The sequence below is a fragment of the Devosia sp. LC5 genome (assembly GCF_000735585.1).
Taxonomy (GTDB): Bacteria; Pseudomonadota; Alphaproteobacteria; order Rhizobiales; family Devosiaceae; genus Devosia.
In genome coordinates, this window is the sequence record NZ_JNNO01000008.1 from 31,025 (window position 1) to 53,500 (window position 22,476).

The 22,476-nt window shown below is 60.9% G+C and carries 23 protein-coding genes, 1 tRNA gene and 1 pseudogene; 10 read left to right on the plus strand and 15 right to left on the minus strand.

Annotation, left to right across the window (positions count from 1 at the left end):
- Position 1 precedes the first annotated feature (1 nt).
- The 5 genes from FF80_RS05560 to FF80_RS05580 all read right to left on the minus strand — a co-directional run bounded on the left by FF80_RS05560 (position 2) and on the right by FF80_RS05580 (position 5,958).
- Positions 2–1,375 (minus strand): ABC transporter substrate-binding protein, encoded by a 1,374-nt coding sequence (locus tag FF80_RS05560; protein ID WP_052153218.1) that lies wholly within the window; start codon positions 1,373–1,375, stop codon positions 2–4.
- Positions 1,375–2,214: an ABC transporter permease gene (locus tag FF80_RS05565; protein WP_035098388.1), complete on the minus strand. Its 840-nt coding sequence runs from the start codon at positions 2,212–2,214 to the stop codon at positions 1,375–1,377. The genes FF80_RS05560 and FF80_RS05565 overlap by 1 nt, the downstream gene beginning before the upstream one ends.
- On the minus strand, positions 2,211–3,221 hold the full coding sequence (locus tag FF80_RS05570) for an ABC transporter permease (RefSeq protein WP_035098389.1): 1,011 nt from the start codon (positions 3,219–3,221) through the stop codon (positions 2,211–2,213). The genes FF80_RS05565 and FF80_RS05570 overlap by 4 nt, the downstream gene beginning before the upstream one ends.
- A gap of 75 nt (positions 3,222–3,296) precedes the next feature.
- Positions 3,297–4,862, minus strand: coding sequence for an ABC transporter substrate-binding protein (locus FF80_RS05575; RefSeq protein WP_035098390.1), 1,566 nt, complete (start codon positions 4,860–4,862; stop codon positions 3,297–3,299).
- A 238-nt stretch (positions 4,863–5,100) separates the two neighbouring features.
- Positions 5,101–5,958 (minus strand): rhodanese-like domain-containing protein, encoded by an 858-nt coding sequence (locus FF80_RS05580; protein ID WP_200877165.1) that lies wholly within the window; start codon positions 5,956–5,958, stop codon positions 5,101–5,103.
- A 53-nt stretch (positions 5,959–6,011) separates the two neighbouring features.
- Here FF80_RS05580 and FF80_RS05585 point away from each other — a divergent pair, with 53 nt between their 5' ends.
- Positions 6,012–7,874 (plus strand): ABC transporter ATP-binding protein, encoded by a 1,863-nt coding sequence (locus tag FF80_RS05585; RefSeq protein WP_152558283.1) that lies wholly within the window; start codon positions 6,012–6,014, stop codon positions 7,872–7,874.
- A gap of 1 nt (position 7,875) precedes the next feature.
- Here the strand turns inward: FF80_RS05585 and FF80_RS05590 are convergent, their stop codons facing one another.
- Positions 7,876–8,547 carry a GntR family transcriptional regulator gene (locus tag FF80_RS05590; protein ID WP_052153219.1) on the minus strand — a complete coding sequence of 224 codons (672 nt, stop codon included), beginning with the start codon at positions 8,545–8,547 and terminating at the stop codon, positions 7,876–7,878.
- 161 nt (positions 8,548–8,708) lie between these two features.
- Between FF80_RS05590 and FF80_RS05595 the strand changes: the two genes are divergently transcribed.
- The 7 genes from FF80_RS05595 to FF80_RS05625 all read left to right on the plus strand — a co-directional run bounded on the left by FF80_RS05595 (position 8,709) and on the right by FF80_RS05625 (position 15,055).
- Complete coding sequence (locus FF80_RS05595; protein WP_035098391.1) at positions 8,709–9,371, plus strand: aspartate/glutamate racemase family protein; 663 nt, start codon at positions 8,709–8,711, stop codon at positions 9,369–9,371.
- A gap of 3 nt (positions 9,372–9,374) precedes the next feature.
- A complete protein-coding gene (locus FF80_RS05600; protein ID WP_035098392.1) occupies positions 9,375–10,730 on the plus strand; it encodes an amidohydrolase family protein in 1,356 nt (451 codons plus the stop codon).
- 11 nt (positions 10,731–10,741) lie between these two features.
- Positions 10,742–11,668, plus strand: a complete 927-nt coding sequence (locus FF80_RS05605; protein WP_035098393.1) for a dihydrodipicolinate synthase family protein — start codon at positions 10,742–10,744, stop codon at positions 11,666–11,668.
- Positions 11,668–12,396, plus strand: coding sequence for an SDR family oxidoreductase (locus FF80_RS05610; protein ID WP_035098394.1), 729 nt, complete (start codon positions 11,668–11,670; stop codon positions 12,394–12,396). The genes FF80_RS05605 and FF80_RS05610 overlap by 1 nt, the downstream gene beginning before the upstream one ends.
- A gap of 2 nt (positions 12,397–12,398) precedes the next feature.
- Complete coding sequence (locus FF80_RS05615; protein ID WP_035098396.1) at positions 12,399–13,526, plus strand: PatB family C-S lyase; 1,128 nt, start codon at positions 12,399–12,401, stop codon at positions 13,524–13,526.
- Positions 13,527–13,558: 32 nt separating this feature from the next.
- Positions 13,559–14,434: an MBL fold metallo-hydrolase gene (locus FF80_RS05620; RefSeq protein WP_035098528.1), complete on the plus strand. Its 876-nt coding sequence runs from the start codon at positions 13,559–13,561 to the stop codon at positions 14,432–14,434.
- A gap of 249 nt (positions 14,435–14,683) precedes the next feature.
- The gene (locus FF80_RS05625; protein WP_052153221.1) at positions 14,684–15,055 is read left to right on the plus strand and encodes a nuclear transport factor 2 family protein; all 372 of its coding nucleotides are present in this window, start codon (positions 14,684–14,686) and stop codon (positions 15,053–15,055) included.
- A 285-nt stretch (positions 15,056–15,340) separates the two neighbouring features.
- Here the strand turns inward: FF80_RS05625 and FF80_RS05630 are convergent, their stop codons facing one another.
- The 5 genes from FF80_RS05630 to FF80_RS05650 all read right to left on the minus strand — a co-directional run bounded on the left by FF80_RS05630 (position 15,341) and on the right by FF80_RS05650 (position 18,137).
- Positions 15,341–15,940, minus strand: a complete 600-nt coding sequence (locus FF80_RS05630) for an MBL fold metallo-hydrolase (RefSeq protein ID WP_035098397.1) — start codon at positions 15,938–15,940, stop codon at positions 15,341–15,343.
- Positions 15,941–15,953: 13 nt separating this feature from the next.
- Entirely contained in the window at positions 15,954–16,355 is a 402-nt protein-coding gene (locus tag FF80_RS05635) for a DoxX family protein (RefSeq protein WP_035098399.1), read from the minus strand.
- A 111-nt stretch (positions 16,356–16,466) separates the two neighbouring features.
- Positions 16,467–16,913 carry an SRPBCC domain-containing protein gene (locus FF80_RS05640; protein ID WP_035098401.1) on the minus strand — a complete coding sequence of 149 codons (447 nt, stop codon included), beginning with the start codon at positions 16,911–16,913 and terminating at the stop codon, positions 16,467–16,469.
- Complete coding sequence (locus FF80_RS05645; RefSeq protein WP_035098531.1) at positions 16,910–17,239, minus strand: metalloregulator ArsR/SmtB family transcription factor; 330 nt, start codon at positions 17,237–17,239, stop codon at positions 16,910–16,912. The genes FF80_RS05640 and FF80_RS05645 overlap by 4 nt, the downstream gene beginning before the upstream one ends.
- Positions 17,240–17,417: 178 nt before the next feature.
- Entirely contained in the window at positions 17,418–18,137 is a 720-nt protein-coding gene (locus FF80_RS05650; RefSeq protein WP_035098402.1) for a WYL domain-containing protein, read from the minus strand.
- 103 nt (positions 18,138–18,240) lie between these two features.
- Here FF80_RS05650 and FF80_RS05655 point away from each other — a divergent pair, with 103 nt between their 5' ends.
- Both FF80_RS05655 and FF80_RS22170 read left to right on the plus strand, forming a co-directional pair.
- Positions 18,241–19,215 carry an alpha/beta hydrolase gene (locus tag FF80_RS05655; RefSeq protein ID WP_052153222.1) on the plus strand — a complete coding sequence of 325 codons (975 nt, stop codon included), beginning with the start codon at positions 18,241–18,243 and terminating at the stop codon, positions 19,213–19,215.
- Positions 19,216–19,266: 51 nt separating this feature from the next.
- Positions 19,267–19,992: a pentapeptide repeat-containing protein gene (locus tag FF80_RS22170; RefSeq protein WP_160172795.1), complete on the plus strand. Its 726-nt coding sequence runs from the start codon at positions 19,267–19,269 to the stop codon at positions 19,990–19,992.
- Between the two features lie 37 nt (positions 19,993–20,029).
- Here FF80_RS22170 and FF80_RS22175 read toward each other — a convergent pair.
- From FF80_RS22175 to FF80_RS05675, 4 genes and pseudogenes are all read right to left on the minus strand, one after another.
- Positions 20,030–20,209, minus strand: a pseudogene (locus FF80_RS22175) (nucleotidyltransferase); the annotation flags it as partial.
- A 5-nt stretch (positions 20,210–20,214) separates the two neighbouring features.
- Positions 20,215–20,598, minus strand: a complete 384-nt coding sequence (locus FF80_RS05665) for an S-4TM family putative pore-forming effector (protein WP_280113891.1) — start codon at positions 20,596–20,598, stop codon at positions 20,215–20,217.
- A 646-nt stretch (positions 20,599–21,244) separates the two neighbouring features.
- Positions 21,245–21,321, minus strand: a tRNA-Arg gene (locus tag FF80_RS05670).
- A gap of 64 nt (positions 21,322–21,385) precedes the next feature.
- On the minus strand, positions 21,386–22,423 hold the full coding sequence (locus FF80_RS05675; RefSeq protein WP_035098407.1) for a LacI family DNA-binding transcriptional regulator: 1,038 nt from the start codon (positions 22,421–22,423) through the stop codon (positions 21,386–21,388).
- Between the last annotated feature and the right edge of the window lie 53 nt (positions 22,424–22,476).

A 22,476-nucleotide genomic window follows, 5' to 3' on the forward strand; every position in this document is an offset into this window, starting at 1 on the left:
CTCATTGGACCGTGAGGATCCCCTTGTGATCGATGCCCAGCCCCGCAATGCCGGGGCGGGCCGCGAAAATATCGGTTGGGTGGAAGAGGTAGAGCCAGGGGGGATTGGCGTTGAGGCGCCGCAGGGCGGCTGCATAGGCGGCCTCGCGAGCGTCGTCGGTGACGGCGCTATTGGCCGCCTGGATCAGGTGTTCGGTGTCGGGATCGTCGAAGCCCTGCCACCAGACGGCCTTGTTGCGGGCCGAAATCTTGTCGTCAAGCACGCGGAACGTGCTTTGCGGCGAGGAGTCGAAAATGGCCATGTCGCCCATGGATTTGCGACCGATCTGGCGGGCATATTCGGGGCGATCGGGTTCGGTCTCGATGGTGACGGTAAGGCCGATCTCCTGAAGCGCAGCGGCGACGAACTGGCTGATCTGCGGCGAGCGTTCGGGCATATAGAGCGGCGTGCGCAGGGTGATGGTGCCGGGACCGCCGGCCTTGTCGAGCAGGCGCCTGGCAGTGTCGGGATCATAGGCGATTGGGGCGATCGGCTCGCTCATGCCCAGGTGAAAGGGGCTGACGGCGGTCGACGCTTCGGCGCCCAGATCGTGCACGATCTCGGTGATCAGGCGCTTTTTGTCGACGGCATGGTTGGCCGCGAGCCGGGTTTCGGGGGAGGCGAAGAGACCGGTGCTGCAATTGAGATAATACATCACCGAGAGCGTGTTGACCGCCTTGCCCCATTGAAAGCGCGGATCGAAATCCACCCTGCCGTGCATGCGCTCGAGGTTGAGCGCGGCATCGATCTGGCCGGATTTGAGCCGGGCATAGCGCTCCTCGGCGCCGGGCACGCAATGAGCGGTGATCGGGCGCAGATCTTCGGCCAAGGGTTCGATGCGGGCGAACTCGCCAGCGGCGAATTCGACGACGCGATAGGGGCCGGTACCGAGGACGGCCTGGCCGGCAGCGTTCTGCCGGCAGATGAAGAATTCCGAAAAGATGTCGAGAATGTCGGCCAGTGGCTCGGGGTTATCGACGGTGAGCGTGTCGCTGGTTGGCGCGCTGGTCGTGGCATGTGCCAGATAGCGCGAATAGCTCCACTTCATGCCGAACATGTCGACGGAGTTGAGAATGCCGTCGATGAAGGCGATGATGTGATCGGATGTGCAGGCGACACCATCGTGGAAGGTTGCGCCGGGGCGGATGGTGAAGGTCCAGCGCCGGCCGTCTTTGCTATGCGACCAGCGCGAGAAGAGCGCCGGGGCAACTCGGCCGCCCGGCTGCCAGCGCAGCAGCGGTTCGAAGACCAGGTTCTTGAGCGTCAGGATCGAGGTATCGTCCGTCACCCTATTGGCGGGCAGGAAATCGAGCTTTTCGAGGGCGATAGTCAACATCAGTCGATCTCGTTGCGCCGGCGCGGATTGAACCAGTCGGCCAGGCTGTCGCCGATCAGGTTGAAGCAAAGCACGGTGAAAAGGATCGCCGTGCCCGGCGACAGTGCAACCCAGGGACTTTCGCGCAGATATTGCAGATTGGCTGAAACATCGGCGCCCCATTCCGCGAGCGGCGGCTGTGCACCAAGGCCGAGGAAGCCGAGGCTGGCGGTCTGGAGGATTGCGCTGCCCAGGCTCAGGGAGGCCTGAACGAGCAGGGGGCCGAGGCCATTGGCAAAGACGTAGCGCCACAAGATGCGGCGGGTCGGCAGGCCGAGCGAGACGGCCGCCTCTACATAGGGCTTGACCGAGATGGCCAACGCCTGGCTGCGCGCGACACGGGCAAATTGCGGGGCGAGCGTGATGGCCACGGCGAGCATCGCATTGTTGAGGCTCGGGCCGAAGGCGGCGGCAAGCGCGATGGCCAGCACCAGCGCGGGGAAAGACAGCATGGCATCGACGATGCGCATGATGACCATGTCCACCGGACCGCCGGCGAAACCAGCCAGCGTCCCAAAGAACACGCCGATCGTAAAGGAGATGGTGACGACGCCGATGCCAATGGCAAGGGTGAAGCGGCCGCCATGCAGCACGCGGGTCAGCACATCGCGTCCGAGGCTGTCGGTGCCCAGCCAATGGGCCCAACTGGGGCCCTGCAGCTTGTTGAGCACATCGAGCTTGGTCGGCCCATAGGGGCTGATCATGGGCCCAAAGATCACTGCCAGGATGATGGCGAGGAGGACTAAGCCACCGAGAGTGGCGAGACTGTTCTTGCGCAGGAAATGGAGAAGTGCAGTCATTTCATCCTCTTGCGCACGCGGGGGTCGAGTACGCCATAGAGCAGATCGACCAGCACCGACGTCAGCATGAACAGCAGCGAGAACACCAGAGTTGTGCCCTGGATGACGGGATAGTCGCGGTTCTTGATGGCTTCGAACATGAAACGGCCAATGCCCGGCCAGGCAAAAATGGTTTCCGTGAGGATGGCCCCACCCAGCATCTCAGCGAATTTGAGGCCCACGACGGTAATGGCCGGCAGCAGCGAATTGCGCAGGCCATGCTCCAGAATGACCTGTGAGCGCGACAGGCCCTTGGCGCGGGCGGTGCGGATGAAGTCTTCCGACATGACTTCGAGCATGGTGTTGCGCACGAAACGGCCCAGCGTGGCGGCAAGAAACGCGGCAAGCACTGCGGTGGGCAGAACCAGATATTGGATGGCGCTCCAGACCACGTCCCATTGCCCGGTAATGATGCCATCGACCATGGCGAAACCGGTAATGGGCTGCATGATGATATAGGGGCTGAGGCGCCCCGAAACGGGCAGCCAGCCCAGATAGGTGGCAAAGATCAGCTGGAGGATGAGCGCAAGTAGGAAGGCCGGCATCGACACGCCGACCAGCGAAAAGACGCGGGTAAAGTGGTCGAACAGCGAATTGGGGCGCGTGGCCGAGAGCACGCCGATCGGTACGCCAAAAACGATGGCGACCAGCGTGGCACAGATGGCGAGTTCAAGCGTCGCGGGCAGGCGGAGCAGGATTTCCTGCAGCACGGGAGCACCGCTCTTGAGCGATGTGCCCATGTCGCCCTGGAGCAGGCCCAGCACGTAATTGACGAATTGCAGGTAAAAGGGCTCATCGAGACGCATCTGCGCGCGAAGCGCTGCAATCTGTGCGTCGGTCGCGCCGGGGCCGAGCAGCGTCACGGCCGGATCGCCAGGGATCAGCCGAACGAGGGAGAATACGATGACCAGGACCAGGATCAGGACCGGGATCAGCGCCAGAAGGCGGCGCACTAGAAAACTCGCCATGTCCATTTCTCCACGACACGAAAGTCTCCCGCGGCGCTGAGGGAGAGGCGCCGCGGGAGGCCGAGCAGGTTAAGCCTACTCTTTGGAAACGCCCCAATATTCATTGAGCGGGGGTGCGCTGTTGATCACGAGGCCTTTGACATTGGCACGGGTGAACACGATCAGCTTGGGGCTGAACAGGTAGGCACCCGGCACCTTGGCGGCGATCTTTTCCTGGATGTCGAAGTAGAGCTGCTTGCGCTCGTCCTGGTCGACGGTCTGTTGTGCCTTGAGGATCAGGGCGTCGAGCTCCGCATCTTCGGGCATGCGGAAGGTCATCGCCGTGTCTGCGAGACTCGACAGGTAACCGATGGTGATATGGGCGTCTGGATCGTTGTACCAGGGCTGGCGGCCGTCAAGGGCGACGTCGAACTGGCCGGCGGTCTGCAGAGCGCGATAGGCCGGGAACTCGGTCTGGGCGATGGTGGCATTGATACCGATATCAGCCAGGTTTGCCTGAACGAAGGTCGCGACAGCACCCCAGAGCGGACCCTGGAAGCTATAGAGGGTGAGATTGAGGCTCGACGGATCAATGCCGGCCTCGGTCAGTAGCGACTTGGCCAGTTCGGGGTCATAGGTCGGGGCTTCCGCTGCCATCTTGGGGTTGAAGGCCCAGCTATTGGTGGTCAACGGACCATAGACGCGCTCTGCCGTGCCACCGAAGACGCCCTGAAGCAGGCCGTCATAGTCGATAGCGTGTACGATGGCTTCACGCACCTTGATATTGGCGACCGGGCTATCGGGATTGTTGTTGTTGAATTCGAGCTGGCGGATGATCTGGCTGGGCGCTTCGAGAATGGCAACGTCCGCGTTGGATTGAAGCGCGGCAACGTCTTCTGCGGCAATGGCCGAGAGCTGACCCTGCTGCTGAACGACGTCGACCCCGCCATTTTCGAGCTCTAGACGACGGGTCGAGGCATCGGGAATGACGCGATAGATGATGCGTTCGAGCTTGGGCGCGCCGCGGAAATAATCAGGATTGGCATCGAGCACGATATTGGTATCGGCCTGATAGCTGGCGAACCTGAAGGGGCCGGTACCGACCGGATGGGTGGCAAAGCCTTCATCGCCATATTCGGCAACGGCGGCCGGGCTGACGATGGCGGCCTGCGGCTGCGCCAGGATCGAGAGGAATGCCGGATAGGGTTCGCTGAGAGTGACCTTGACTTCGGTGGGCGAGACCACGGCAATGTCCGAGATCAGGCTGAAGGTCGCTTCGACATAGGTGTTGATCGCCTTGGTGCGTTCCAGCGAGAATTTGACCGCTTCGGCATCGAAATCGGTGCCGTCGTGGAATTTGATGCCCTCGCGCAGCTTGAAGTCGAATTCGGTGCCATCGGGCGAGACGGTCCAGCTGTCGGCCAGGCGGCCTTCGAGCTGGGTGAAATCGGGCGCGGTCCAGGCGACGAGGGTGTCGAAGACGTTGAGAATGACTTCGCTGCCGATCGGTTCGGCCTTGTTGGCGCCGGGCTCGAGACCAACGGCATCGGACGGCACGGCGACAACCAGCGTCTTCGCCGGATCGCTGCTCTGCGCATAGGCGCTGCCTAGCGCGAGCGGCAGGGCGATGGTCGCGCCCGCCAGGAGGTTGCGTAACTTCATCGGTGACCCTTTCGCGGTCTGAACTAGCACCAGCGAGACTGTCATATCTCGCTTGGTATATTACGAAATATCCTACAGCTTTGACCCTGTAAAGCAGCGTTGCTGCCTTTTTGGTGTGTGGCGGAAAGTTGCACAATTAATATGCGTAGTGACGGCGTGGTGGAGTGCTGTCTTGGCGAATTTGTCGGCATAATAGACATTTTCATCCAAGGGGAGGCCGAAAGGGCCGGAATTATTCCTAGCCCGGTCGACCACCACGGATGACTGGTCTGGCCGGATCGGCAGCCCATTGCGACCAGGAACCGACATATAAAGCGGCCTCGATGCCGATGGCGGCGAGGGCCAGAACGGTGTGGGCTGCCGACATGCCGGCCCCGCAATAGGCGCCAACCGGCTTGCTGCCATCGGCCCCGGCAGCTTCATAAATGCCGGTCAGCGCGTCCTGATCGGCGAAGGTGCCGTAATCGGTGAGGTTGTCGTGGGCCGGGGTGCTGATCGCGCCGGGAATGTGGCCACGAGCCGGCGCGCCGGCAGGCGTTGGGCCTCCGACATAGTTGGGGCGGATGCGGGCATCGAGCAGAATGCCACTGCGGGCAAGCGCGGCGGCGCCGTCAGCATCCAGTTCTGGCATATGGCTCGGAGACAACACGATATCACTGGGGGTGGGCACAGGTTTGTCGGCCGTGCTCGGCAGATTCGCCTTGAGCCAGGCCGGCATGCCGCCATCGAGCACGCGCACATCGGGCAGACCCGCCCAACGCAATGTCCACCAGGCGCGGGCGGCTACCATGCTGCGATCGCTATCATAAATGACAATGGTGGCTTCCGGCCGCAGGCCCCAGCGACGGGCCTTTGCCTGTAATACGGCTACTTCGGGCAGGGGACGAGCCCCCTCTGTTGGGGAACTCGGGGACTGGAAGTCCTCATAGGCTTCGGTGTCGATCGCCCCGGGGATGCGTCGGTCGCGAATGGAATCTGCGCCCGTATAGGGATTGATCGACTGCACAGCCAGAATGATCAGATCGCGCCCCTCACTCATCATGGTATTGAGTTGGGCCGGCGTCAGCAGGACGCGGCTGCGCAGGGTGTTTGTCACGGTGCATCTCCAGTTATTGGAATATCACGTAGCATATTACGTTGACATTTGTCATGTTCGGCGTTGTGTTACAGGCGACCCGTATCAGGAATGCTCTAGTGCCGATCCTTTCCGTAGAACACCTCACCACCCAGTTGCGCCGAGAAGGCATGTGGAACACGGTCGTCAACGACGTGAGCTTCGATATCGGCGCCAATGAGACCGTGGCTGTGGTGGGAGAATCCGGCTCGGGCAAAAGCGTGACCGCGCTCTCCATCATGGGGCTCCTGCCGCCGCGGGTAAGCAAGGTGTCTGGCCGCGTGCTGCTCGATGGCGAGGACCTGCTGAGTTTTGATGAGAAGCGCATGCAGTCGGTGCGCGGCAATCAGATCGGCATGATCTTTCAGGAGCCCATGACCAGCCTCAATCCGGTGCTGAGCGTGGGGCGGCAGATCGCCGAACCGCTGCTTCGCCACCGTGGGATCAGCCGTGTCGAGGCGCGGACGCAGACCATTCAACTGCTCGACCGTGTCCGCATTCCGGCGGCGACGCGGCGGTTCGACGAATATCCCTATCAGCTATCAGGCGGCATGTTGCAGCGCGTGATGATCGCCATGGCACTGGCTTGTCGCCCGCGCCTGCTGATTGCCGACGAACCCACCACGGCGCTAGACGTTACCATTCAGGCGCAAATCCTCGATCTGATCAAGGAATTGCAGCGCGAGGAGAATATGGGTGTGTTGTTCATCACCCACGACATGGGCGTTGTGGCCGAGATCGCCGATCGCACCGTGGTGATGTTTCGCTCGCGGGCACTCGAAACCGGCGCGACTGAAGACATCTTTGCCAATTCGACGCAGAACTATACACGCGCGCTGCTGGCTGCCGTGCCGCAGCTCGGCTCGATGGCCGACATTACCCATCCGACCGCTTTCCCCATTGTCGATGTTGCCACGGGGGAAACCACACCGGCGCGCGAGAGTGGCGATACCGTGGTGCCCGGCAAGCCGGTGCTCGAGGTCAAGAACCTCGTGACGCGGTTCGACATCCGCTCGGGCCTGTTCGGCAAGGTCATGGGCCGCGTGCATGCGGTAGAGAATGTCAGTTTCTCGCTGCAGCCGGGCGAGACCCTGGCGCTGGTAGGGGAGTCGGGATGCGGCAAGTCCACCACCGGGCGCTCGGTGCTGCGTCTGGTCGAAGCGACCAGCGGCTCCATCCTGGTGGCTGGCGAAGATGTACGAACCATGTCCAAGCGAGCCCTCGACGCCAAGCGCCGCACCATGCAGATGATTTTTCAGGACCCGTTTTCGAGCCTAAATCCGCGCATGCGGATCGGCGATGCCATTGCAGAGCCGCTGCTGAGCCATGGATTGGAAACGCCAGCCATGGCGCGTCACCGGGTGGTGGAACTGCTCGAAAGCGTAGGCCTGGGCGCCGACATGGCGCGGCGTTTCCCGCATGAGTTTTCGGGTGGTCAGCGCCAGCGCGTTGCCATCGCGCGGGCATTGGCGCTCAATCCCAACCTGATCGTGGCCGACGAAGCGGTTTCGGCCCTGGATGTGTCGGTCAAGGCGCAGGTGATCAACCTGATGCTCGAGCTGCAGGAGCGGCTCAAGCTCGGCTACCTGTTTATCTCCCATGACATGGCGGTGGTCGAGCGCATCAGCCATCGCGTGGCAGTGATGTATCTTGGCGAAATTGTCGAGACTGGGCCGCGGGCGGAAATCTTCGGCAATCCGCAGCATCCCTATACCAAAAAGCTGTTGGCGGCTGTGCCGATCGCCGATCCGACGCGTCGCCATCTGCGTCGCATGGTGGGCAATGATGACATCCGCAGCCCCGTGCGCGCGGCCGATTATGTGCCGCCGCAGCGGCAATATCGCGAGCCGACGCCCGGCCATATCGTGCAGGTGCCGGGCGCGGAATGGGCTGCCTGAGCTAGAACGAAATCCCGCTGTCGGATTTGTCGAGCAGGGCGCGCAACAGGCCCTGGCGCGTATTCTCGTTATGCTCAATCATCGCGGCCCGGGCCGCTTCCGGGTCGCGTTGTCGCAGGATCGCGACGATGCGGTGATGGTCGTTGGTCGTTTCCGGATTCACGTCGCGGACTTGCGCGCCCATGTAGAAGAAGCGGCCGCATTCCTCGAGGTGACTGACCACGAGACTTAGCAGCCGCGGATTGCGCGAGCCACGAGCAATGGCGGTGTGGAAGTCCTCATTGGCGCGCACGAAGCTTTGGGTGCTGACATTCTCACCGCGCACATAGCTGGCATCGGCCAGGGCGTCGAGCTGTTCGAACTCATTGTCGGTGAGGTTGACCGAGGCAAGGGCGCCCGCGGTACCCTCCAGCATGGCGCGGACGGCAAAGAGATCGTTCATGTCCTTGACCGTCACGGAGGTGACGCGATAGCCGCGGCGGGGAAAGGCTTCGACCAGCCCCTCCACGCCAAGTCGGCCCAGCGCTTCGCGCACCGGCGTTTTGCTCATGGCAAGTTCGTCTGCCAGTTCGAGTTCGCTCATTTCGCTGCCCGGCGGCAATTGCCCCGTGATGATGCGGTGGCGCAGCTGCTGATAAGCCTGATCGGTGAGGGAGGTCTTCGTTTTCGTCAACGGCTCTATGCTTCCCAAGGCAGGTCTGTGCGGCGCCGAATCTTATGGCTCTGCCTCAATATAGGGCAGGGGTGCCAAAATTGGCCACGTAAGCTGCACATAACCCTTTTCGTGTCGTATTTCGTAGTATATTACGTAGAATATTCTAGCGCAGGTGCACCGTGCCGTCGATCCTCGTCATCAATCCGAACAGCTCACCCTCGGTTACGCGCTCGATGCAGGACTGCCTCGGCATCATCACCGAGCGGAGCAGTTACGATATCCAATGCGTCGAGCTGCCCAAATCCCCGCCGGGCATCGAGACCGATGAGCATGTCGGCATGGTCATTCCCAATATCATCGAAAAGATCGCCGAGAGCGACGCCAGCGCCTATGTGCTGAGCTGCTTTTCTGATCCGGGCATCGAACAGGTCCGCGCATCGACCGACAAACCGGTCGTCGGCATTGCCGAGTCGGCCTATCTCGCGGCGTTGGGCCTGGGCAGGACGTTCGGCATAGTCTCGCTGGGGCCGTCTTCGATCGGCCGCCACAAGCGCTATCTCGATGCGCTGGGCCTGTCGCGCCGGCTGGCGGGTGATCGTTCCATCGACATGACCATTCCCCAGTTGATGGCCAATAACGTGGTTGAAACGGTTGTTCGCACCGGCATGAAGCTGCGCGATGAAGATGGCGCCGATGTCGTCATTCTCGGCTGCGCCGGGCTCGGCTCCTACCGCGCAGCGATGGAAGAGATGCTCGGCCTGCCTATCGTCGATCCGGTGCAGGCAGGCGTCGCGCTGGCTGTCACCAATCTCGACCTGAAATATCGTACAAGGGCTCGTTGACCTATGGACCAAGTGATCCGCGGCACCATCGTTACGCCAGTCGGCCCGATCGAAAATGGTTGGCTCGCCATCAAGGACGGCAAGATTGCCGCCATTGGCGAGCGTAACGCGCCCGCTGCCGCATCTACCCACGATGCCGGGGCGGCCTATGTCATTCCCGGCATTATCGATGGCCAGACCCATGCCGGCAGCTATGCTGGCTTGCCTGGCATCGGCTCGACAACGCGCTCGGCAGTGGCCGGCGGCATCACCACCATCGTCGACATGCCATATGACAATCCCGCTCCGCTCAACACCATCGAGCGGCTCGGGGAGAAGAAGGCCGCCGTCGCTGCGCATGCCCACGCCAATGTCGCTCTCTATGCGACGGTCATGCCCGGGCAGGATATGTCCTCGGTGCAGCCGCTGATCGATGCCGGGGTCGTTGCCTTCAAGATTTCCGGCTTTGAATCGAGCCCCACGCGCTTCCCGCGCATTGCCGCCGATCAATTGCTCGATCTCTTCGAGGCGCTGGCGCCCACTGTCGTGCCGCTTGGCATCCACAACGAAGATCAGGAAATCGTCCGCGCCCGCATCGCCCGTGCCAAGGCGGCCGGGCAGAATGGCATCGAAGCACATTCATCGAGCCGTCCGCTGGCGGCCGAACAGGCTTCCACTGCACATTTCCTGGAGCTCGGCGCGCTTTCGGGCGCGCATGCTCATATCGTGCACCTGACCTCGGCGCGTGGTTTCCATCTGGTCGAAAACTATCGCCGCGACGGCTTCCGATCGACCGGCGAGCTGTGCGTGCACTATCTCTGGTTCGATCCGACGATCGACAATGCGCTGGGCGCGCGCATGAAGGTCAATCCGCCGATCCGCCCGGGACAGATCGAAGCGCTCTGGGCCGATGTCGTCGCTGGTCGCGTGGCCTTTGTCAGCTCGGATCACTCGAGCTGGCCGATCGACAATAAGTTCACCCCCTCGATCTTTGATGCCGGGGCAGGGGTGCCAGGACTCGAAACCCTGCTGCCCGCCTTCTATACCGGCGCGGCTCAGCGCCAGCTCGATGCCTTGCGTCTCACCGTCGAGCAGCTTGCCGAACGGCCCGCCAAATTCTTCGGTCTCTGGCCGGAAAAGGGCGTGTTGCAGCCGGGCGCCGATGCCGACATCGCCATCCTGTCGCTCGAGCCGCAGGTCTGGGACGAAACCATGGCGCATGACGAGCTCAACTGGAGCCCGTTCCATGGCCGGCAGTTCGCATGCCGCGTGGCGGGCACCTATGTCGGCGGCAAACTGGCCTGGGATGGCCAGGCGGTCGTCAACCAGCCAGGCGATGGCAAATATGCGCCGCGCCTTGTCTCTCACTGGTTCCAATAGCAGGACAGTTCATGCCTCAGATTACCACCGAGACGAAGGGCGTCTTCGTCATTGCCGTTACCCCATTTACCGACACCATGGCGGTCGATACGGCCAGCATCGATTCCATGGTGGATTTCTACTACGACAAGGGCGCTGACGGCCTGACCATTCTGGGCATGATGGGAGAGGCACCCAAGCTCACCCAGAGCGAAGCGCTCGACATCTCGCGTCAGACGCTGAAGCGTTCAGGCGACAAGCCGGTGGTCGTCGGCGTCTCGGCACCGGGTCTGGCGGCTATAGGAGAGCTGACCAAGGCGGTGATGGACATGGGCGCGGCAGGCGTCATGGTGGCGCCCCCCGGTTCGCTCAAGACCGACGACCAGATTTTCACCTATTACCAGAACGTCCTCGATGCCATCGGCAGCGATGTGCCGGTCGTGTTGCAGGATTTTCCGCTGGTCACCGGTATTCACATTTCGTCCTCGCTGCTGGGACGGATCGTCGAGGCCATGCCCTCAATCGTCATGCTCAAGCATGAAGATTGGCCCGGCCTTGCCAAGATCTCCGACATTCGCAACGCCGAAGCCAAGGGGCGCCGTCGCCTGTCGGTGCTGTGTGGCAATGGCGGCATGTTCCTGACTGAGGAAATGGAACGGGGCGCCGACGGTGCCATGACCGGTTTTGCTTTTCCCGAAATGATGGTCGACGTCGTCCGCCTGGTCGCCAATGGCGAAATGGAGCGTGCACAGGATCTGTTCGACGTCTATCTGCCGCTGGCGCGCTACGAGCAGCAGCCGGGCCTGGGCCTTGCCGTGCGCAAGCACACCCTGGCCAAACGCGGTGCCATTGCCAGCGCCACCCAGCGTCGTCCCGGTGCCCCGCTCGCGCCCAGGGCCGTTGCCGAGGTCGAGCGCCTGATCGCGCGCCAGACCCGCAAGCTGGAGGCCTTGTCGTAATGGATTTCGGACTTTCCGGTAAGCGCGCGCTGGTCCTCGGCGCCAGCCGTGGCCTCGGTGCCGCAATTGCCGCTGCCCTTGCGGCCGAAGGCGTCACCGTGCTCGGCGCATCGCGTTCGGGCGACTATACCGTAGATCTCGCTGACAAGGCCTCCGTTGCGGCCCTGATTGACAAGGTCAGGACCGAAGGGGGCGTCGATATTCTCGTCAACAATTCGGGTGGTCCCAAGGCCGGTCCGGCCCAGGGACAGGCCACCGCCGATTGGGTCGCCGCCTTCGAGACCATGGCTACATCGCTCTATGCCGTCACCGATGCCCTGCTGCCTCAGATGATCGAACGCAAGTTTGGCCGCATCATCACGGTTGGTTCTTCGGGTGTGGTTGCGCCGATTGCCGGCCTCGCGCTCTCCAATGCCGTGCGCGGCGCCATTGCCGGCTGGTCCAAGACCCTGGCGGCGGAAGTGGCCAAGCATGGTATCACCGTCAATATGGTGCTACCGGGCCGCATCGATACCGATCGCGTGCGTGAACTCGACCAGGGCAAGGCCGGCCGCACCGGCACAAGCGTCGAGGCGGTGCAGGAAGCGTCGCGCAACGATATTCCAGCCGGCCGTTATGGCCGTCCCGAGGAATTCGGCGCTGTCGTTGCTTTCCTTGCCAGCCAGCAGGCGAGTTACGTCACCGGCAGCATGCTGCGGGTCGATGGCGGCATGATCAAGGGGCTCTAGGCATGACCTATTCGTTCGACACCCAGATCGACCGGCGCAATACCGGTAGCAACAAGTGGAGCAAATATGCTTCCGACGTGTTGCCGATGTGGGTGGCGGACATGGATTTCGCGGCCGCGCCGCCTATCATCGACGCGATCACCGAGCGGCTGCGTCATCCGGTTTTCGGCTATTGCTCGGCCAAGCCCGAACTGCGCGATCAGATCGTCGCCGATATGCAGGCCAAATATGGCTGGACCATCTCGCCAGACGATATCGTGTTTTTGCCCGGCGTCGAACCGGGCTTCAACATGGCGATCAAGGCGCTGCTGTCGCCCGGCAAGACCCTTGCCATTCAGACACCGATCTATCGCCCGATCCTGATGGCCCCGCGCCATTGGGACCTGTCGCAGGTCGATCTGCAGGTCGATCGGCCCGTTGCCGAACAAGCCGCTGCGCTGGCACTGGCCGATGCCGTGCTGCTGTGCAATCCGCATAACCCGACCGGCAAGGTCTATGGCCGTGATGATCTTCAGGCTCTCGCTGCGGCCACGCGCGGCAAGCCGATCATTTCCGACGAGATCCATTGCGAGCTGCTTTACGACGGGCGCAAGCACATCCCGATCGCCTCGCTCGATCCGTCCATTGCGCGCCGCACGATCACGCTGATGTCGGCGGCCAAGACCTATAACATTCCCGGCCTCAAGGCTGGCTTCGCTATCGTCACCGACCAGATGCTTCGCGAGCAGTTCAATGCCTCGCGACTGGGCATGGTCGATAGCGTCAATATTCTGGGGCTCGAAGCATCGCTCGCCGCCTTCCGCGATTGCGCCGATTGGCGCGACGACGTCGTGGCCTATCTGCAGGCCAATCGCGACTACCTGGTCAAGGCGGTAGCCGAGCGTTTGCCGGGCGTCAGCATGGTAGCGCCTGAGGGTACCTATCTCGCCTGGCTCGATTGCAGGGCGCTGGGCCTGGACGATCCGCAGGCCTATTTCCTAGAGCACGCCCGTATCGCCTTCAGCGCCGGTAGCGACTTCGGTGCGCGTTACGGCAAATTCATCCGCCTTAATTTCGGCTGTACCCGCGCCACGCTGGAGGAGGCGATAGAGTGTCTCGCTGCCTGCCCCGCTTTTGCCAGCAGAGCCTGATCCAAGTGACGACCATTTCACCCGTGCCCTTCATGGTCGATCTTTCGGTCCGGCCGGACGTGGTTCCGTTCTTTGATCCGGCGTCCAACACGATCAGTTATCTGGTGCGCGATCCGGCATCGGCCAGCTGTGCCGTCATCGATTCCGTGATGGACTTCGACTATGCATCCGGCCGGCTGGCGCATGACAGCGCTGACCGGATCATCGCCCATATTCGCTCCCAGGGCTGGCAACTGGAATGGCTGATCGAAACCCATGTCCATGCCGATCACTTGTCGGCCGCGCCCTATATCCAGGAGCACCTGGGCGGCAAGCTCGGCATTGGCGACCAGATCCGGGCAGTGCAGGAAACCTTCGGCAAGATTTTCAACGAAGGCACGCGCTTTGAACGCGACGGGTCGCAATTCGATAGGCTGTTTGCCGATAGCGACAGCTACACGATCGGCACGATGGTTGCGCACACGCTGTTCACGCCCGGTCATACTCCCGCCGATATGGTGCATGTGATCGGCGACGCGGCCTTTGTCGGTGATACGCTTTTCATGCCCGATGGCGGGTCCGCCCGTGCCGATTTCCCGGGCGGGAATGCGCGCACGCTCTATCGCTCGATTCAGCGCCTTTTGACACTTCCGGCCGAGACGCGGCTGTTCATGTGCCACGACTACGGCCCGAACGGTCGCGCCATTGCCTGGGAAACAACTGTGGCAGAGCAGCGGGCCGGAAATGTCCATGTGGGCGGCGGGATCGACGAAGACGCTTTCGTCGCCATGCGGCAGGAGCGCGACAGGAGCCTCGCCATGCCACGGCTCATCTTTCCCTCGCTACAGGTCAACATGCGCGGCGGGCACCTGCCCGAGGCCGACGACGATGGCAAACGTTTCCTGAAGGTGCCCCTCAACGGGCTTTGACCAGCATAAAGGTTGTCCGTTTGGCCACCATCTCGACAAATTCGTTGAAACCAGTATGGTGACCGCATGACCTTCGTTGTTCACATCGCAGTTGCGACCAGCGGACGATTTAGTCGCCCGACCTGATACTTCAGGTCGGGTTCGTCTGAGTGAACCGATGCCAACAGGCATCTTCAGTTTAGAGTGCACTTGTGCCTAGCCGGATAGTCCGGCGGCAGGCAGTGCGCTTCTGGAAGAAGGGCGATATCTGTGACGCTGCCTACAATCATTCAAAGCTACCTTGATGCCTATAATCGCAAGGACGTCGCCGCACTGGTGGCGTGTGTTGCCGACGATGTTGTATTCGAAAACGTCTCCAATGCGGGACAGAGTGTGAAGATCGAAGGCAGCGTCGCTTTTGCCGAACTTGCAAAACAAGCGTCGACCATTTTCGCTACTCGCCACCAAGCAATCAGGAATGCAGTTGTCGCTGGCGATCAGGTCGCGTTGGAGGTGGATTGGACCGGCACGCCAGCCATTGACCTCGGGCCTTTGAAGGCTGGCGAACAAGTCTCCATGCGTGGCGCTTCGTTCATAACGATCTCGGGCGGAAGGCTAGCGCGCATCGTTGACTTGAGCTGATCCGCACCCAGCAACGATCTCGGGGAGCGCGCTCCAGCAGCAAGCCTTGCTAGGATCGCGAACGGCAGCTTGTTGCCAATCTAGTCCACAAGCGGACCGGAAGCTAACCACCCCGATGCGGTCATCTGCCCGCCACGAAGGAACGGCAGGTTTCAGGAATCGCCAAGGCTGCTTGAACGGCCGAAAAAGGGCGCATCGCAGCCAAGAGCTTAGGTTCCTGCGGATCTTATCGGCAGCAAACCTTCTCCGATTACCGCGTTGCAACGCAACCTCCCCGCAACACCGTCAGCGTCCGTGCCACGGTTCACTGACATGGGTGAGCCAGACCATTTCGGGCTCAAGGGCACGGACAAGCTTCTGACCCTCCGAAGCAGGCTCCTCCAGTTCACCGAACCAAACGGCGACATCACCGCCAACGATTGTCGGGTGCTCGCCCGAGTCGATAACCAAGATCTGCAGCCCATCAGAATGGCCGGGTGCCGGGAGCAAGCGAATGCCAGGAAGAAGCTGATGTTGGCCCTCGATGACCTGATAGGAAATGCCGGCGGGATCGACCCATTCTGGAATGGTGTAGTCCTTGATGCGGCGAGCGTCTTCGAGTTCCCGGCGCTGAACGTAAATCGGCTTGCCGGCAAACAGATGATTGTTGCCGCAGTGGTCAAAGTGAAGGTGCGTGTTGACGACGATGTCGATGCTATGGGGATCGATGTCGAAGGGGTAGAGCCTGGGGTCCATGTCCGCAGCCAGCGGATGAAGGTCCCGGATGCCGGTATCGACGAGAATGCGGGCGTCCGGATGGTCGATAACATGCACATTGACTGGCATGCGCTCGTTCCCTGCCAGAAGATCGGCAACAAGATAAGGGGTGACCGTGATGTTTGTCATGTTCGGCTCCAGTTCAGGCCTGCGTTTGTGCGTGAAAGTTCGGAACGTTGGGCGAGCGTCGCTTCCGCGCCATGTTTTGGGTCAGGAAGGAGGTGACCAGAAGTGCAAGGGCGACAAGGGCAGGCACAAAGCCACCGTCACCGGCGTTCAGATGCGCCGAGACCGCCAACAACAGATGGAACAGCATGCCGGCATAGGCCAGGTCGCTGAGTTTTACAGAAGCGCGGCTGAGGATTGCCAACGGTGCGAGGATCTTGACCACGATCAGCACGACGACGAGGTAACCGGGATAGCCGAAGTGTGCGAAACCCTCCTCCACCAGCGACCGCTGCAGAATGTACATGACGGCGCCTGCTCCGTAGATCGAGCAGAGCAGCACTGTGCTGGCCCAGTAGGCGATGGTTCCCTTGGTCATTCTTTCCTCCTGCTAGGGCGTACGTGAGCGTTCGCAGAAGCGGCCCCTCGCCTGCGTTGAATTCTGAGATGAGTGGTTGGCCTAGTCGGCTAGAAGCGCTTCCAGCTTGTCCTAGACCTCGCTGTAGCCATCGGTCATGCCGCTCTTCACCGCAGCGGCGCGAGCCTCGGCACTTGGCCAGCGCATTACTATGGTCATCCTGGTGCCGCCGGATTCCGGCACAAGATCGGTGGTGACATGGGTGCCTGAGGACTCATCGCCATTGAAGTACTCGATCACCGCCAAATGGCGTGGCGCCTCCGCACGCAGCACCGGACCGGAAAAGTAGAATTTCCTCTCCTGGCAATTCCATTCGTAGCGGAAGCTGCCACCTGGTCTGGCGTCCATCTGGCAATCGGTCATCGGGTCGAGCGATTCCATCCACCGGGGGATTAGCGAAGGGTCTGTCATGGCCCGCCACACCCGCTCCGGTGGGTGGGCCAAGCTGCGACGCACCACGATATCGCAATCTCCTTGCTCGGCGATCTGAAGTTGGCTTTTTGAAACAGCTTGGTTCATTTGCCGCGGGTCTCTTCCTGAGCGATGCTGTCGAGCACAGCATCCATCTTGTTGAACTGCGCTTCCCAAAGCTCACGGTACTGGCCCAGCCAGTCCCAGAGCTCGGCGACAGCTTCTGGCTTAAGGCGTCTGGGCCTGGCGGTGCCAGCCACGCGCGTTTCGATCAGCCCAGCTTCTTCCAAGACCTTGAGATGTCGACTTATCGCCGGCTGGCTTATGGCGAAGGGTTCGGCCAGATCCTGTACAGTTGCCTCGCCTTTCGCCAACCGCGTGATAATGGCGCGGCGAGTTGGATCGGCAAGGGCTGAGAAGGAGAGATCAAGCATCAACGCACCGTCCGTTAGAAACAACCAGTTTATATAACGTATTTGTTATTTTTTCAAGAGGGCAGGGTTGGGCAGTTGCGGCGTGTGCTCAAACGGCCGCTCTTGGATGCGGCTGAAGCTGCGCCGATGGCAAGATTTTGGCGCATCAAAGACGCGCAACGCACCTCGCGATCGCAGTTTAGCGGGAAAGATCCCGAACGGGGCGAACGTAGTCCTCAAATCGCACTCGCCGTCGCTGAAAGGTGAGACTCTCATCGACTTCTGGTCTACTGATCCGGTCCATTCGAAAGTAGCGGAATTCCTTACGCGCCGGGTCCCAGGCCACTAAATACCAGAGCGGTGGCAGGACCAGCATGGCTTGAGGTTCGACACGGCGATTGGTGATGACCCCCTTCGCGTCCCGGTACCGGAAGCTGAGATACCACCGCCGCAGGAACGCAGTCTCGAACGCGGGGAGAAGTGCTGGCTCCATCGCCGCCAGATCTGATATGTCCACCAAGGGTGAGAGCTGCCCCACATAGAGGCAATCGAGAAGTCGGCGCAGGTCACGCACTTTGTCCGAAGGCAGAGCCTTCTCGATCTTGGCGAGCCCGGCGTCGGCCAGGTGGGCAAAGGGAAGATTGCTGACGGCCCGCATTGATGCGACGCTGACAAGGAGCGCAAAGACCTCGCTGACAGAGAGTTTGGCCGTGGTCTGAATTGATTGGGCATCGAGTTGCAGCCCGCCACCGCGTCCCGGCTCGGAATGAATGACGAAGCCCTCTTCACGCAACGCGCCGATGTCGCGCAATATTGTGCGCCTCGAGACACCGACCGCGGCTGCCAACTCCGCAACCGTCGATGTCCCGTTGCGTCGAAGGCTGCGTACGATTGCTTCATGTCGATGACGTCCACTCATGCCTTCGATCTAACATCCTTCAGTGCCAGTTCTTGGCACCATTGCTTCCTATCCAGCCATCGTTACGCGTTCCGCTGCCCTGAACTGCAGCCGGGAAACGCACATGGTCGATCAAGATACAGAAGGATATGCAGTGTCGATCGCAACCGATTTTCTCAAGCCGACCCTTATTCGCGTTAATGGGGTGGAACTGGAAGTCTTCGAAGCAGGACGGCAGCATGCCGGCCAACCTATCGTGCTCTGCCACGGCTGGCCCGAGCATGCCTATTCCTGGCGCCACCAGGTGCCAGCGCTTGTTGCTGCCGGCTACTACGTCATCATTCCCAACCAGCGAGGCTACGGCAACTCGTCTCGTCCCGACGCGGTGACGGACTATGACATTGATCACTTGGCGGGCGATCTGGTTGGCCTTCTCGATCACTACGGATACGAGGATGCGACCTTCGTCGGCCACGACTGGGGCGCGATGGTGGTGTGGGGGCTGACCCTTCTGCATCCCACTCGCGTCAGCAAGGTGATCAATCTGAGCATGCCCTATCAGGCTCGCGGGGACATGCCGTGGATCGAGTTCCTGGAGATGGTGCTGGGTAGCGACTACTATTTCGTCCACTTTAACCGGCAGCCGGGGGTGGCGGACGCAGTCCTCGATAAGAACACATCCCGGTTCCTCCGCAACCTGTACCGGAAGAATGTACCCCTGCTGCCGCCCGAGCCTGGCATGACCATGATCAATCTCGCGCGGGCGGAGACGCCGCTCGGCGAGCCGGTGATGAGCGATGAGGACTTGGCTGTTTACGTCGCGGCCTTCGAAGGATCCGGTTTCACGGGGGGTATCAACTGGTACCGAAACCTTGACCGCAACTGGCACCTGCTGGGCGAGGTGGAGCCAATCATCCATCAACCAACACTCATGATCTATGGCGAACGAGACGTGATCCCCCGGTCGGAGAACCTTGCGGACTTCGTGCCCAATGTAGAGGTCGTCAGCCTCGATTGCGGTCACTGGATCCAGGAGGAAATGCCGGAGGCAACCAACCAGGTGATCGTAAGTTGGCTGGCGCGGCAGAACGCCATCTGATCCTTGAATCGATCGAAATCACTCCACCCATTGGTCGGCCTCAATTCTGGGTTGGATTTTCGCAATGCTGACCTCAGTGAGGTCGATTTTAGTTATAGCAACCTCGCCGGATTTGATTTCACCGATACCAACCTTCGGGAAGCGACCGGCATCCTGGTGACCTGGGACAAAACGACGGTGTTCCCCACTAGCGAGCTGGATGGTTCTATCTTCGCACTGCCAGTCGCGTTGGAAAGGAGGATTCGCGATGACTGCCGCGCTCAGGACTGGTTGACCAGAGTTGGGCGGCTGGGAGCGGCGGAAAAAATCTTGTGGAGCGCTGACCAATTGAGAGCTGGGGCGCCGCATAACGACGCCGCTCTGCCAGTCGCACAGGATTTGTTCTGGAAGTCCGGCGCCCCCTTCCTCCAGTCGCAGCTGCTGTTTTTTCTCTCTCCCAGAATGTCCGACGATCAGATTAGAGAGATGCTAAACGCATCGCCTTCCCATAACGCTGCGAGCGGCGCTCTGGTCCGCAACGCCCTGGACATCGCTATCCGTCGACGGATGATTGGCGACGGTGACATTCGGGCCATGACTCGATCGCTGCTGCAATCCAAAGACACTGCCGTTCGAGAACGGGCTCTCAGGGTGCTCTCGCGCCATCGTCCCTCAGTTGATGATGTTTCGGCAGTTTATCGAGCGATCGAGCAGCATCCGAACTTGGGAGCAACCTACGTTCTCGAAACCGCGAGAGCTTGGGCGAGCAATATCTGGTCCAATCTTCGACCGGATTGACCATCGCCAGGATGTCTGCGTCGAACTCGCCAAGGTCCACGGGCTTGATGATCGTTTCGTCGGCCCAGGATCCTTGCTCGGCCCATCGCCTGATGGTGGGCGCCCAGTTCGAGTTTTCGACAAACGTTTTAAGCGCGTCTACGTTGTCGCTCAGGGTCTCGATGCGGGTCGCATTCAGATTGACTGCGTTCTTCAGAAAGTCAGCAAAATCCGCCAACAGCTTCAGCGGTTTCTCTCCGGATCAATTCCAGCTTCTCGCAATCGATCCGCGGCGCTGACATACATCTTGTTTTCGAGGCGTTTTCGGAGCGCACTGTAAATAAAGGGCACGGGCAGGGGGCTTCGAACGCGATATATGAAGATAGCGTCCTGCAGGCTGCGTGACTCTGTTCGGAAATAGCGGGCGTCAATTTCAGCCGCCAGCGACTCGTTCCAGAGCTCGAACGCGCGATCTTGAATGTCTCGAAGAGGACCATCGGTTTCCCATTGACGGAGAAACTCGCGACCCGTCCAAATCAGGACCGGCAAGGAAGGAGTAATGGCGACAATGGGCAGTTGGTCCGTCGGCAACCGAGCCGCGATTGCCGCGATCAAAAGCACGGCAATGCAACCAGCGCTACCAAGCCGACCACGGTGCGATAAACGGCCCGAAGGCGCCCATCATACTGTGCATTTGTGAGCTGACAGATCAGGCGAGCCTGATGTTCGGGCACCAATGAGGCAGTTACCGGGTACCAGTCGACAAGTCGGTCGTCGCTCCCCACGCGATCCTTGTAGTTGCTGGAATATTCCTGAACCGTAGCATCTTTCACTGCGGTCCCAGTGGATGTTTGTTAGAGGGCAGGTTGAGGACGTCACAATCGAAATGCTCGGCTGATCGCGCCACGGTCCGAAGCAGCCTTTTCCGGCCGCGTCCGTTGCCAGGAATCTGTTCAAACCTCATGAGCCGCGACACTCACAACACTCCGATGTGGTTTCACCCTCACTGCGTGGTCGCCGCAAGAGTCGCGCTTTGGGCTTGTGCCTCTTCGCACCAATTGATGTGACCGTGTAGTTTCCGTGGCCCAGCCCGCTTGCCGGGCAAGACGATCTCGACGTAGACCGCCACCCCGCACGTCAGTGCCGGAAATTGCGTCTTGGATCAAACCAATAGTCCGTAGGCTAAGTGCATGACCAAGCGCAAAAAATTGCCGAAAATCCGCCCCCGGCATATCCATTTGGGCAAAACCAATAGCAATTCAACATATTGAAATGGCGATCCCGGGAGGACTCGAACCTCCGACCAACAGCTTAGAAGGCTGCTGCTCTATCCAGCTGAGCTACGGGACCCGCGCGACATCCCTTTAGCCTATCATTGCGCCGGGGAAAACTGCTTTGCAGCCATTGCCCAAAGCTAGTTGCAGTCACGCGGTGGGGCGGTGCTGGCGCGGATGATGAGTTCGGATTTCAGAATGCGCCGCGCCGGCGTGCGTTCGGTTGCCGGGCCATCGAGAATGTCCAGCAACAGGGCTGTCGCAACCTTGCCCATATCATAGCGCGGCTGCCGCATCGTGGTGAGGGCAGGCAAGAGATGCTCGGCGACGGCGATGTCGTCAAAACCCACTACCGACACGTCCCGCGGGCAATCGACCCCTGATTGGCGCAGCCGGGAGATGAAGCCGATTGCCGTTTCGTCATTGCCGCAGAACATGGCTGTGGGCCGCTCATTGAGCGCCAGCCAGGATTCGGCTGCGGCTATGCCGCCGGCAATGGCGTGGTCGCCTTGCCATATCCAGTCCTGGCGGATGGGCAGGTCGGCCCGCATGAGTGCGCGCTCGAAGCCGGCATGCCGTTCGCTGACCACATTGGGCGTGGTGCGGCTGCGCACGGTGCCGATTTTTTTGTGTCCCAGCTCGATCAGGTGCCGCGTGGCGGTGTCGGCCGCATCGCGATTATCCGTCATCACCAGGTCCAGCGGTGCATCGGGAATGTCGTCGCAGGATAGTACAAGGGGCCGGTTACCCCGCACCAGCGGCAGGTCCTGCAGGGATTCCAGATCCAGCGTCGCATCGAACAGCAAAAGCCCATCCGCGCGGTTGGAATAAAAATAGTCCTTGAGACCAAGCGTCGGATCGCCGCCGAGCCTATTGGCTACCAGCACGCCATAGCCACGCTCGGCAGCATCCTGCACCACCGCGTCGAGAATCGTCGAATAGAATGGATTGCCGATATTGGGGATGGCGATGAGAATGGTTTTGGCAGCTCGCAAGCGCAGTGACCGCGCCATCTGGTTCACGGTGTAGCCGGTCTCTAGCACGGCCGCCGTAATGCGCTCCCGTGTGGCCTCCGACACCCGCTCCGGCGACGTCAAGGCGCGGCTCACCGTTGCCGACGAAACTTCAGCAACGCGCGCAACATCTTGAATTGTCGGCGTTTTCTTGAACTCGTTCATCCCCGTTCGCGCCTCTTCCTCGCTCCCTCAGACTTTGGTCTAATTCGATCTTG